Origin of the sequence: Ferrimonas gelatinilytica (assembly GCF_039544205.1) — a bacterium.
GTDB classification, from domain to species: domain Bacteria; phylum Pseudomonadota; class Gammaproteobacteria; order Enterobacterales; family Shewanellaceae; genus Ferrimonas; species Ferrimonas gelatinilytica.
On sequence record NZ_BAABLF010000027.1, the window covers coordinates 48,436 to 60,619 of the forward strand.

Consider the following 12,184-nt stretch of genomic DNA (forward strand, 5'->3'; position numbering starts at 1 on the left):
CAGGGCGCCTTTTTCTTTTCGGAGTCGCGTCAGTTATAGACGCGGTTTTCCTGCTCATTCACCCGAATGAAGGTGGTGCGTTTGGTTAGCTCCTTGAGCTTGCGGGCACCGACATAGGTGCAGGTGGAGCGGACACCGCCGAGGATATCCTGAACGGTGTTTTCAACCGGACCACGGTAGGGCAGCATGACGGTCTTACCTTCGGAAGCCCGGTACTTGGCGACGCCACCGTTGTGTTTATTCATAGCGGTATCAGAGCTCATGCCGTAGAAGGCGACGAAGGTTTTGCTCTCCTTCTCGACCCGCTCGCCACCGGACTCGTCGTGGCCCGCCAGCATGCCACCGAGCATGACAAAATCGGCACCGCCGCCAAAGGCCTTGGAGACATCACCAGCGCAGGTGCACCCACCGTCACCGACGATCTGGCCACCCAGCCCGTGAGCGGCGTCAGCACACTCTATGATGGCGGAGAGTTGGGGGTAGCCCACACCGGTTTTTACCCGTGTGGTGCAGACTGAGCCCGGGCCAATACCCACTTTCACGATGTCAGCACCGGCCAGGATCAGCTCCTCGGACATCTCTCCGGTCACGACGTTGCCGGCCACGATCACCTTGCTGGGGAAGGCAGCTCGCACCCTGGAGATGAATGTCACGAAGCTTTGCTGGTAACCGTTGGCCACATCGATACAGATGAAACGCAGGGAGGGAAAGTCGTTCATCAGGGTAGAGAGCTTGTCAAATTCACGCTCGGACGTACCGGTGGAAACCATGATGTGCTGGTAGATCTTCTCATCCTGGGCACCCAGAAACTCGCTCCACTGCTCAATGCTGTAGTGCTTATGCACGGCGGTTAGCATCTCGTGCTCGGCCAACGCGGCCGCCATCTCGAAGGTGCCGACGGTATCCATATTGGCGGCAATGACGGGAACCCCGGTCCATTCGCCCTCGGCATGCTTGAAGGTGAAGCTACGACGAATGTCGACTTCGGAGCGGCTTTGGAGAGTGGAGCGCTTGGGTCGGAACAGGACGTCTTTGAAGCCCAGTTTGATGTCAGATTCGATATGCATGGTCTAAATCCCGGATACTACTTGCGGAAAATAAGCAGCGGGATCGAGACTGGAGAGGAGATTCAAACCAGCACAAACCCGCCATAAAAAAGCGTACGCACCGGTTTTGGGCATTATAGGGAGCTCGCTTGAACAGCCAACCGTTTTGTTTGGAACAGTCTGTTCTTCTTAATAGACAATTAAAAAGGCCGCCCGAAGGCGGCCTTTCTCTGGCTTGAAAATCTCTTACTGTTGCAGCAAAGAGATGTCACCCACCTGCATAAACAGACGACGCAGCTGCTTCAACAGCGCTTGTCGATTGGCCCTGAGGGCGGGCTCATCGGCGTTAACCATAACGTTGTCGAAGAAGTTATCTACCGACTCGCGCAATTCCGCGAGCTTCACCAGCCCCTGTTGGTAGTTGCCCTGGGCGTACAGCGGGGTAACGGCGCTGCTCACCTCCTTAAGCTTGGCGGCCAGGGCTTGCTCGGCGCTTTCCTGCAAGAGAGATGGGTCGATCTCATCGGAGATCTCGCCCTCGACCTTGGCGAGGATATTGCCGACCCGTTTGTTGGCGGCAGCCAGGGCCTCGGCGGCATCGAGGCTGCGGAAGTGCTGCATCGCCTTGACGCGCTGATCGAAGTCCAGGGGGCGGGTGGGACGCAGTGCCAGTACCGCCTGAATCACATCCACGGGGAAACCCTGCTCCTGGTACCAGGCGCGGAAGCGGGCCAGCATGAAGTCGACCACCTGATCGCACACCTTGACCGCATGTTTAGGGTCATTATCCAGCTTGCCCTGTTCCGCAAACAGGCTGTAGCTGTAAGCGGCCAGGTTGAAGAGATCCAGCGGCAGCGCTTTTTCCACGGCGATACGCAGTACCCCGATGGCGGCACGGCGCAAAGCGAAGGGATCACGATCCGCTTTCGGCGGTTGGCCGATACCGAAGATCCCGACCAGTGAGTCCATCTTGTCGGCGATGGCCAGGGCCTGGGCAACGCCACTGCCGGGCAGGGCATCACCGGCATAGCGCGGCTGGTACTGCTCGTTAAGGGCCACTGCGACCTCTTCGGCTTCACCGTCGTGGCGGGCGTAGTGCATCCCCATTACACCCTGGGTGTCGGTGAACTCGAATACCATGTTGGTCATCAGGTCACACTTGGAGAGCAGGCCGGCGCGGGCCGCATGTGCCTCGTTGGCGCCGATCAGCTTGGCCACATGGGCGGCCATGCCCTCGATTCGGTCGGTCTTGTCCTTGAGTGTGCCCAGCTGTTTCTGGAACAGCACCGACTCCAGCCGGGGCAGCTGTTCGATCAGCTTCTGTTTCTTGTCGGTGTTGAAGAAGAACTCCGCATCCGCCAGACGGGGGCGGACCACTTTTTCATTGCCTTCGATCACCTGACGGGGATCTTTGGACTCGATATTGGAGACAAAGATGAACTTGGGAAGCAGCTTGCCCTGTTTGTCGTATACCGGGAAGTACTTCTGGTCGCCCTTCATGGTGTAGACCAGTGCCTCGGCTGGCACGTTCAGGAACTCGGCCTCGAAGGAGGCGGTCAGCACCACCGGCCACTCAACCAGGGAGGTCACCTCCTCCAGCAGGTCGTCGTCCATATCGGCCATACCACCGATCTCGGCTGCGGCCGCTTCCAGGTCTGCCTTGATCTTGGCCTTACGAGCCTCATAGTCGGCCATGACGTAGTGGCCATCCAGCAGGCACTGCGGGTAGCTGTCGGCAGAGTCGATGGTGAATTTCGGCTCACCCATGAAGCGGTGGCCCTGGAGGGTGGTACCGCTTTTCACCCCAAGAATCGTGGCATCGATCGATTCGGTTCCGAACAGCAGGGTGACGGTCTTAACCGGACGGATAAATTGGGTATCGTAATCGCCCCAGCGCATCGGCTTGGGGATCGGCAGCTTGGCCAGAGCCTGACTGACCAGTTCGGGCAGCAGGGTCTGCACCGGCTGTCCCTTGACCTGCGCCTTGTGCAGTAGCCACTCACCCTTGTCGGTGCTCAGTCGGCTCGCCTCGGCGACGGTAATGCCGCAGCCCCGGGCCCAGCCTTCGGCCGCTTTGGTGGGGTTGCCATCGGCATCGAAGGCGGCTTTGGTGGCCGGGCCACGTTTTTCGACGATCTTATCCGGCTGCGCTGCCGCCAGGTCCGCCACTTTTACTGCCAGGCGGCGGGGAGAGGCGAACCACTGAACGTCACCATGAGGCAGTTCCGCCTTGTCCAGGCCGTCGGTCAGGTTGGCGGCAAAGGACTCCGCCAGGGTACGCAGGGCTTTGGGCGGCAGCTCTTCGGTGCCGATCTCAACCAGGAATACTTGCTCAGTCATTGTGTTCTCACTGCTTCGGCTTGCACATGGGGAAGCCCAGGGCTTCGCGGGAGGCGTAGTAGGCTTCGGCTACCGCCTTGGTCAGGGTGCGGATCCGCAAGATATAGCGCTGACGCTCTGTAACAGAGATCGCCTTGCGGGCATCCAGCAGGTTGAAGGCATGGCCAGCATCCAGGATCCGCTCATAGGCGGGCAGGGGCAGCGGCTGTTCCAGCCCAAGCAGGTGCTGGCACTCCTTTTCACACTGGTCGAAGTAGCTGAACAGGAAATCCACATCGGCGTGTTCGAAGTTGTAGGTGGACTGCTCCACTTCGTTCTGGTGGAACACATCCCCGTAAGTGATCCTGCCGAAGGGGCCGTCCGCCCAGACCAGGTCATAGACGTTGTCCACGCCCTGAACATACATCGCCAGGCGTTCCAGACCGTAGGTGATCTCACCGGTCACCGGCTTACACTCCAGGCCGCCGACTTGCTGGAAGTAGGTAAACTGGGTGACCTCCATGCCATCGAGCCACACTTCCCAGCCCAGCCCCCAGGCGCCTAGGGTGGGGTTTTCCCAGTTGTCTTCGACGAAGCGGATATCGTGCACTTCCGGGTCCATGCCGATGGTCTTCAGTGAGCCCAGGTAGAGCTCCTGAATGTTGTCCGGCGACGGCTTCATGATCACCTGGAACTGGTAGTAGTGTTGCAGGCGGTTGGGGTTCTCACCATAGCGGCCATCGGTAGGGCGGCGGGAGGGCTGAACGTAGGCGGCGGCAAACGGCTCCGGGCCGAGGGCGCGCAGACAGGTCAGCGGGTGGGAAGTACCGGCGCCGACTTCCATATCCAGAGGCTGGACCACGGCGCAGCCTTGCTGTGCCCAGTAGTCCTGCAGAGCCAGGATCAGGCCCTGGAAGGTTTGGGTGTCATACTTATGCATGGGATCTCACCTGAATGCGGTGTGGATTTTGGTAAATGGGGCCAATTATACCCTGTGACTACAGTCAGATGTAGGCTAAATTTTTGGCACATCGGCGCGCCATTCTGGGCAGCCGTCGAGCATGGGACGTGGGAATGACAGAGCAACAGCGATGTGGTTGGTGTGGGACAGATCCGCAGTACGTCGCCTATCACGATAATGAGTGGGGCAGGCCGGTATGGGACAGCAGGGCGCTGTTTGAGAAGCTGTGCCTGGATGGACAGCAGGCAGGGCTCTCATGGCTGATTATCCTCAGAAAAACGGAGAACTATCGGGCGGCTTTCGATGGCTTCGAACCGGCCAGGATTGCCCATTATGACGAGGCAAAGATAGAGGCCCTGCTGCAAAACCCGGGTATCGTCCGTAACCGCCTGAAGGTGAACTCGATCGTCAAGAATGCCCGCGCCTACCTGGCGATGGAGGCCGAGGGGATCGATTTTGCCCAGTTCCTCTGGGAGTTCGTGGGAGGCAGGAGCAAGGTGAATGGCTGGACGGAGATAAGTCAGTTGCCGGCCACCTCACCGGAGTCGGATGCGATGAGCAAGGCACTGAAGAAAAGGGGCTTTAACTTTGTAGGGAGCACCATCTGCTACGCCTTTATGCAGGCGGTGGGGATGGTGAACGACCATCTGCTCCAGTGCCCTCAACATCAGGCGTGTCAGCAAGCTCCTGTTGAGTAGCATTACTTGTACCCTGATCGGACGTAAACTCAGTTATCACTTTGCATAAAAAAGGCGAGCCAGATGGCTCACCTCTTTAATTTTGGTGATTAGAGCCTAACGGACTCGAAGAAAAACGCCTGTCGCTCCTCGCCCTGACCATCGACACGGTTCATGGTGTCAGCATCATAGAGCCGGCCATTGACCATGGTGTAGGTGACGCGGTCGCTACTGCGAATGTCCTCAAGGGGGTTGCCATCGATGACGATGATATCCGCCAGCTTGCCCTCGCGAATGCTACCAAGCTGATGATCCATGCCGAAGTGGATCGCCGGGTTCAGGGTGGCGGTTTTCAGCGCCTCCAGGTTGCTCATGCCACCTTGGGCGAACATCCAGATCTCCCAGTGGGCACCTAATCCCTCTCGCTGGCCATGGGCACCGATGTTGCTGTGCACCCCAAGATCCGCCATCGCCTTGGCTTCCCGGGCCACGTTGAAGTGGTTGTAGTGCTCATCCGGTGCGGTTGGGCGGCGCATGGAGCGGCTGCGTAGAATGTCCTTGGGAACGTACTGTGAGAGGCGAGGGTGGTTCCAAACCTCGGTTTTGTCATACCAGTAGTTCTCCCCCCAGATGCCGCCGTAGGCCACTACCAGGGTCGGTGTGTAGCCCACCTCGGTCTGGGACCAGAACTGCTTCACGTCGTCGTAGAGCTTGGCAGCGGGCAGGCTGTGCTCCAGGCCAGTGTGGCCATCAGACACCATGGTCAGGTTGTGCTGAAGCAGGGAGCCCCCCTCGGGCACCACCATCATCTCCAGCTCCCTGGCTGCGGCGATCACCTGCTGGCGCTGGTTTCGTCTTGGCTGGTTGTAGCTCTTGACGCTGAAGGCACCCACCGCCTTGAGGCGGGAGAGGTGGAACTTGGCGTCCTCTAGGCTGTCGATGTGGGCGGTGGCACCAGGGCTGTTGGCCCCGTAGAGGATGGTGCCGGTGGAGAAGATCCTTGGCCCGACGATTTCGCCGGCTTTTTGCAGCTCGCTGGCGGCAAACACCTCGGTGGTGTCATTGGATGGGTCATGGATGCTGGTTACCCCCAGGGCCAGACCGGCGTAGTTGATCCAGTTTTGCTGCGGGATAATCTCATCCTGCCCTTGGGCGCCGTGAGCGTGAGCGTCGAACAGGCCTGGCATCAGGGTTTTGCCACTGATGTCGATCACCTGCGCCCCCTCGGGAATGGCGATCGCTTCACCGACGGCGGTGATCTTATTTCCCTCGACTACCACGGTGGCGTTTTCCAGTACCTTGTCCTGCTCCATGGTGATCACCCGGCCGCCAACAAAGGCGATGGTTCCACGTGGAACTTCCGCCTTGGCCGTGAGATCGATCGGCTCAACTTCGGGCGTTACGGTGAGTTCGCTGCCCGGCGTAAAGAGACCGGTCAGCTCGGCGGTGAACAGCTCCGGGCCCAGGTTCCAGTAGAGGCTTCGGCTGTCGCCGCTCCAGCTGATCTGCTCACCGGCCCGCTCGGACAGCTGCTTCACCGGCAGTCCGCCGCCGTTGGGGCCGATCTTCAGGGTTTCACCATGCTCCGCCATCGGTGTGACAAACACCTTGAAGCGCTCGGCAAAGGCCAGATGGCGGCCGTCGGGGGCGACGTGGAACTCGGTGGCGTGTTCAGAGGTGTAGTGGACCCGCTCCTCAAAACCCTGCAGGTTGACACTGGCCAAAGCCGGCTGACCCTCTTCGTAAGTGGTAAAGAACACCCGGTCGCTGCGATCGCCGAAGTGCGGGGCACTGCCGCGTTTGCTGATCCGGACCGGTTCAGGATGCTTGCTCTCCCACTCGACGGCATAGATCCCAGGTTCGCGATTCCAGCTGCGGGGGGTAATGTAGTAGCCCTTGGTTTTACGGAATACCAGAGTCTCTCCGTCCGGGGAAAAGGCGGGTTCAACGTATTTTCCTGGCTCCGTCGTCACGATGCGGTTGCGCTTGCGGCGCAGATCCCGCACTACGACGGCCCCCTGGTCGGTATCGTTCCAGGTCACGTAAGCGAGGCGCTTGCCATCCCGGGACCAGGTGGGAAAGAGTTCAAAGGCGTTATCCTGGCGGGTCAGTCGCTCGGGCTTGGCATCGCCGCGTGCTTTTATCCAGATCTTGCCCAATGCCTCGAAAGCGATCTGCTCACCATCCGGTGAGATCTGCATCTGGCGTAGCATCTTGACCTGGAAACTGTCCTGATCCAGGTCCTGGCTGAAGCGCACCGCCGGCTGGACCTGCTTCTCGGTGGCCACCTTAAACGGGATCACGGCGCTGTCGCCGCTGTCGACGTTCAGCTTGTGGATCTGGCCGCCGGCCCAGAACACCAGCTCTTCGCTGTCCGGGGTCCAGGCCAGGGTGGGGTAGACGCCGTGAATCGCCCAGGTCTCCTGCATATCCCGGTCGAGCTGAACGTACAGCTTGCGCTTCTCTCCGGAGGCCAGATCGTACAGGTAGAGTGCGCTCTGGAAGCCATCGCGGGCGATGTAGGCCAGGGTCTTGCCATCTGGACTTGGGGTGGGGCGAATGGCACCACCGCTGCCCTCCAGCAGCACTTCGATCTCCCCGGTTTCCCGGTCGTAACGCTTGATCTTGTAGATCCCTTTTACCGAGTCCTTGGAGTAGTGAAAGGTCTTGCCCGGGGTGGCGTCCTGGGAGAAATAGATGTAGCGGCCGTCAGGGGAGAAGGCGGGCTCACCCAGGTCTTTCTGGTCGTTGGGACGGGCGGTCAGCTGAATCCCGTCGCCCCCGCTGAGGTGGTAAAGCCAGACTTCACCGGCGCCCAGGCTTCGACGGGCTGTGTAGTGCTTACGACCGACCAGGTACTGCCCATCGGGACTCCAAGCGGGACTGTTGAGCAGGCGGAACTCCTCCTCGGTGACCGGATGGGCTTCGCTGCCATCGGCGTTCATGATCCAGAGGTTGTCGCCGCCATCCTCATCGGAGGTAAAAGCGATGCGTTTGCCGTCGGGGCTGAAGCGCGGCTGCATATGCCAGGCGATTCCCTGGCGCAGGGGGGTGGCGTGGCCCCCCTCGATGGGCAGGGTGTAGAGATCGCCGAGCAGATCGAACACCAGTGTATTCCCATCCGGACTGATATCCAGGTTCATCCAGGTGCCTTGTTGCACCTCGATCCGGATGGTTTCGAGCGGGGCATTAGCGGGGGCATTGACCTGCCAGGTGGGGGAGGCCTCGATCTTGGTGTCAGTGTCGGACGCCAGCAGTGGCGTGCTGAGCAGGCCGGCGCCAGCCAGCAGCAGGGTGAGGGCAGAGGGCTTGAACATAACGATCCCTGTTGTTATCAGTTGATTTCGAAGTCAACCGGAGTGTAACAACCGGGATCCGGGCCTCAAAGCAGCGACCGGCGGAAGAATTGTTAGCGGCTGTAACGGCCACTTACCGCCCTCAGGCGCCTTTACGGATCAGGTAGCGGTAGGGGGAGGCGTCGGTGTCACAGGCCACCAGAGTGTGATCCATGAATCGGCAGAAACTGGGGATATCCCGGGTCGTGGAGGGATCATCTGCGGTGATCAGCAGAGTCTCTCCGGCAGCCATCCGTCGTACCGTTTTGCGCACCATCATCACCGGCTCAGGGCAGCGCAACCCCATGGCATCGAGGGTGTGGTGAGCGGTTTGGAACAGATCGGACATGGTGAGTAACCCCGTTAAATACAATGGCGCCACATGGTACGCGGTTCCGGCATCGGATCAACCGCTGTGCATTTTTCGAGCATAGCAAAGTGATCGGGGCAACAAAAAAGGCGCCTCTCGGCGCCTTTAGGTAATGGTTGGAGATCAGGCCCGCTCAAACACGGTTGCGATCCCCTGACCCAGCCCGATGCACATGGTCGCCAGGCCCAGGGTGGCGTCCTTGGCTTCCATCAGGTTGATCAGGGTGGTGCTGATCCGGGCGCCGGAGCAACCCAGAGGGTGACCTAGGGCGATGGCGCCGCCGTTGAGGTTCACCTTCTCGTCCATCATCTCCAGCAGTCCCAGGTCCTTGGCGCAGGGCAGGGATTGCGCTGCGAAGGCCTCGTTGAGCTCCACCAGGTCAATGTCCTGCATGGTCAGACCGGCACGCTTGAGCGCCTTCTGAGTCGCGGGAACAGGACCATAGCCCATGATGGAGGGATCGCAGCCGGCAATGGCCATGGACTTGATTCGGGCACGGATCGGCAGGCCTAGCGCCTTGGCCTTGGCTTCGCTCATGACCAGCATGGCGGAGGCCCCATCAGACAAGGCGGAGGAGGTGCCCGCAGTCACGGTGCCACTGACCGGATCAAATACCGGACGCAGACCCGCCAGGCTCTCCATGGAGGTCTCGGGACGGATCACTTCGTCATGGGTCACCTTGATCAGGTTGCCCGCGGCGTCGTGGCCCTCCAGAGGTGCCACTTCGGCATCGAAGCGGCCCTCGATAGAGGCGGCGTGGGCGCGCTGATGGGAGCGTACGGCGAACGCATCCTGTTGCTCACGGCTGATCCCGTGGAGTTTGCCCAGCATCTCGGCGGTCAGGCCCATCATGCCCGCGGCTTTGGCCACGTTATTGGCCAGGCCCGGGTGGAAATCGACGCCATGGTTCATAGGAACATGCCCCATGTGCTCCACACCGCCGATGATGAAGGCGTCACCGTCTCCCACCATGATGGCGCGGGCCGCATCGTGGATCGCCTGCATGGAGGAGCCACACAGACGGTTAACGGTGACTGCACCGACGGACTTGGGCAGTCCTGCCAGCAGGGCGGCGTTGCGCCCGATATTGAAGCCCTGCTCCAGGGTCTGTTGGACACAGCCCCAGATAACATCCTCAAGTTCGTTGGGATCCAGCTGCGGGTTACGCACCAGCAGTTGCTGCATCAGGTGGGCAGAGAGTGACTCTGCGCGAACGTTACGAAATACCCCATTCTTGGAGCGACCCATAGGGGTACGAATACAATCGACAATAACGGCCTGGTTCATGACGCCTCCTCACTGTCCTTGGTAGAAGCGCTCGCCATTTTCGGCCATGGCGCGCAGTTTGTCGGTCACCTGGTAGATGGCTCCCAGGTGGGCATAGCTGTCGGCCATCGCAATGAAGCGATCCAGACCGATGGTGTCGAGGTAGCGGAACACCCCACCGCGGAACGGCGGGAAGCCAAGGCCGTAAAGTAGGGCCATATCTCCCTCTGCCGGGGTCGCGATGATCCCCTCTTCGAGGCAGCGTACCGCTTCGTTGATCATCGGCACCATGGTGCGGGCGATGATCGCCTCGGCATCCAGGCTCTTAGGCTCGCCATAGGCATCCTGCAGCATCGCCAGGGCTTCGGGGCAAACGGCCTTCTTCGGTTTGCCTTTGCGGTCCGGGGCGTACTGGTAGAAGCCCTTGGCGTTCTTCTGGCCATAGCGGCCAGCCTGGAACATAAGGTCTACCGGATCCTTCTCCACTTTTGCCATGCGCTCGGGGAAGCCTTCCGCCATCACATCGAGGGCATGGTGGGCGGTGTCGATGCCGACCACGTCCAGCAGGTAAGCGGGGCCCATGGGCCAGCCGAACTGCTTGCTCATCACTTTGTCGATCAGCTGGAAGTCGATCCCCTCTTTCACCATCAGGCCAAAGCCGGCCAAGTAGGGAAACAGCACGCGGTTGACGTAGAAACCGGGGCAGTCGTTGACCACGATGGGAGTCTTGCCGATCTGGGCGGCATAGGCCACCACCTGGGCAACGGTTTCATCGGAGGTGTGTTCACCACGGATCACTTCGACCAGCGGCATCTGGTGCACCGGGTTGAAGAAGTGCATGCCACAGAACTGCTCAGGACGCTTGAGGTTTTTCGCCAGGGTGTTGATGGAGATGGTCGAGGTGTTGGAGGTGAGGATGGCTTTGTCGCCAATTACGGTCTCAATCTCTGCCAGAACCGCCGCTTTCACCTTGGGGTTCTCTACCACCGCTTCCACGACCACTTCGGCATGGGAGACGGCGACGTTATCCAGGGTCGGAGTGATGTGGTTGAGCACCTTGGCCATGCCTGCCGGCTTGAGGCGACCGCGCTCCACCTGCTTGCCCAGCAGTTTGGCCGCTTCGTTCAGGCCCAGCTCAAGGGCGGGCTGAGCGATATCCTTCATGACGACGGGAACGCCCTTGCTGGCAGACTGATAGGCGATGCCACCGCCCATGATTCCGGCACCCAGCACGGCGGCCTGTTTGACCGGGTCACCGGCCTTGGCAGCCTTCTTGGCCAGGCCTTTCACGTACTGGTCGTTGAGGAAGTTACCGACCATGGCGTGGGCCTGCTCGGTGCGAGACAGTTTCAGAAACGCGTCGCTCTCGGCCTGAACCGCTTCGTCACGACGGCAGCCGGCAACGGCTTCTACCAGGGCCACCATGGCATGGGGTGCCGGATAGTGGGGGCCCGCTTTCATCGCGACCATGCCCTTGGCGGTGCTAAAGGACATCTTGGCTTCAATCTTGGAAAGGGCCAGCGGCGATTGTTTCTTGTTGCGACGGGCCTGCCAGTCGATTTCGCCGGCGATGGCACGCTTGAGCAGGCTCACGGCCTGACCATGAAGATCGTCCTGTACGATCGCATCAATGGCACCGACCGCCAGGGCCGCATCCGGACGGTGGGGCTTGCCGGTGGTCATCCACTCCAGGGCGTTGTCGGCACCGATCAGCCTTGGCAGGCGAACGGTACCGCCGAAGCCCGGCATGATGCCGAGTTGGACTTCCGGCAAACCGATACGGGCGCTTTGATCTGCGATACGCAGGTCACAGGCCAGCATGGTTTCGCAGCCGCCGCCAAGGGCGAAGCCGTTCACCGCAGCCACCGTGGGAACCGGCAGATCTTCGAGTTTATTGAAGACGGAGTTGGCGTCTTTCAGCCACTGCTGCAGTACCTCATCGGGCTGGGCAAACAGTTTGGTGAATTCGGTGATGTCGGCGCCGACGATAAAGACGGGCTTGCCGCTGGTAACAACCAGGCCCTTGAGGTCGGACTGTTCGGCCAGGGTGTCCAGTGCCTGGCCCAACTGGGTCAGGGTGGCTTGGTCCAGTTTATTGACGGAACCCGCAGCGTCGAACTTCAGTTCGGCGATACCGGGCTCCAGCCAATTCACTTGCAAAGAATCACTTTGATAGATCATGTTGGCTTCCTTCGTTTACCACGTCCGTG

Annotated in this window: 8 protein-coding genes; 1 reads left to right on the plus strand and 7 read right to left on the minus strand. The window is 60.3% G+C overall.

What is annotated here, in order from left to right; translation table 11 throughout:
• Nucleotides 1–29: 29 nt before the first annotated feature.
• The 3 genes from ABD997_RS13145 to glyQ form a co-directional block, all read right to left on the minus strand.
• The gene (locus ABD997_RS13145; protein WP_345317569.1) at nt 30–1,067 is read right to left on the minus strand and encodes a GMP reductase; all 1,038 of its coding nucleotides are present in this window, start codon (nt 1,065–1,067) and stop codon (nt 30–32) included.
• Between the two features lie 225 nt (nt 1,068–1,292).
• Nucleotides 1,293–3,386 (minus strand): glycine--tRNA ligase subunit beta, encoded by a 2,094-nt coding sequence (glyS, locus tag ABD997_RS13150; RefSeq protein ID WP_345317571.1) that lies wholly within the window; start codon nt 3,384–3,386, stop codon nt 1,293–1,295.
• Nucleotides 3,387–3,393: 7 nt separating this feature from the next.
• Nucleotides 3,394–4,305 carry a glycine--tRNA ligase subunit alpha gene (gene glyQ, locus ABD997_RS13155; RefSeq protein WP_345317573.1) on the minus strand — a complete coding sequence of 304 codons (912 nt, stop codon included), beginning with the start codon at nt 4,303–4,305 and terminating at the stop codon, nt 3,394–3,396.
• Between the two features lie 134 nt (nt 4,306–4,439).
• Between glyQ and ABD997_RS13160 the strand changes: the two genes are divergently transcribed.
• Nucleotides 4,440–5,024 (plus strand): DNA-3-methyladenine glycosylase I, encoded by a 585-nt coding sequence (locus ABD997_RS13160; protein WP_345317574.1) that lies wholly within the window; start codon nt 4,440–4,442, stop codon nt 5,022–5,024.
• 89 nt (nt 5,025–5,113) lie between these two features.
• On the opposite strand, the gene ABD997_RS13165 is transcribed toward ABD997_RS13160, so the two are convergent.
• The 4 genes from ABD997_RS13165 to fadB all read right to left on the minus strand — a co-directional run bounded on the left by ABD997_RS13165 (nt 5,114) and on the right by fadB (nt 12,155).
• Nucleotides 5,114–8,320 (minus strand): amidohydrolase family protein, encoded by a 3,207-nt coding sequence (locus ABD997_RS13165; protein WP_345317575.1) that lies wholly within the window; start codon nt 8,318–8,320, stop codon nt 5,114–5,116.
• 121 nt (nt 8,321–8,441) lie between these two features.
• A complete protein-coding gene (gene tusA / locus ABD997_RS13170; RefSeq protein WP_345317576.1) occupies nt 8,442–8,687 on the minus strand; it encodes a sulfurtransferase TusA in 246 nt (81 codons plus the stop codon).
• Nucleotides 8,688–8,831: 144 nt separating this feature from the next.
• Nucleotides 8,832–9,995 carry an acetyl-CoA C-acyltransferase FadA gene (gene fadA / locus ABD997_RS13175; protein WP_345317577.1) on the minus strand — a complete coding sequence of 388 codons (1,164 nt, stop codon included), beginning with the start codon at nt 9,993–9,995 and terminating at the stop codon, nt 8,832–8,834.
• Nucleotides 9,996–10,004: 9 nt separating this feature from the next.
• The gene (gene fadB / locus ABD997_RS13180; RefSeq protein ID WP_345317578.1) at nt 10,005–12,155 is read right to left on the minus strand and encodes a fatty acid oxidation complex subunit alpha FadB; all 2,151 of its coding nucleotides are present in this window, start codon (nt 12,153–12,155) and stop codon (nt 10,005–10,007) included.
• Between the last annotated feature and the right edge of the window lie 29 nt (nt 12,156–12,184).

What these genes read in the sequence shown, in the direction of transcription:
- ABD997_RS13145 (WP_345317569.1), bottom strand. Translation starts at nt 1,067, where the DNA reads ATGCATATCGAATCTGACATCAAACTGGGCTTCAAAGACGTCCTGTTC.
- glyS (WP_345317571.1), bottom strand. Translation starts at nt 3,386, where the DNA reads ATGACTGAGCAAGTATTCCTGGTTGAGATCGGCACCGAAGAGCTGCCG.
- glyQ (WP_345317573.1), bottom strand. Translation starts at nt 4,305, where the DNA reads ATGCATAAGTATGACACCCAAACCTTCCAGGGCCTGATCCTGGCTCTG.
- ABD997_RS13160 (WP_345317574.1), top strand. Translation starts at nt 4,440, where the DNA reads ATGACAGAGCAACAGCGATGTGGTTGGTGTGGGACAGATCCGCAGTAC.
- ABD997_RS13165 (WP_345317575.1), bottom strand. Translation starts at nt 8,320, where the DNA reads ATGTTCAAGCCCTCTGCCCTCACCCTGCTGCTGGCTGGCGCCGGCCTG.
- tusA (WP_345317576.1), bottom strand. Translation starts at nt 8,687, where the DNA reads ATGTCCGATCTGTTCCAAACCGCTCACCACACCCTCGATGCCATGGGG.
- fadA (WP_345317577.1), bottom strand. Translation starts at nt 9,995, where the DNA reads ATGAACCAGGCCGTTATTGTCGATTGTATTCGTACCCCTATGGGTCGC.
- fadB (WP_345317578.1), bottom strand. Translation starts at nt 12,155, where the DNA reads ATGATCTATCAAAGTGATTCTTTGCAAGTGAATTGGCTGGAGCCCGGT.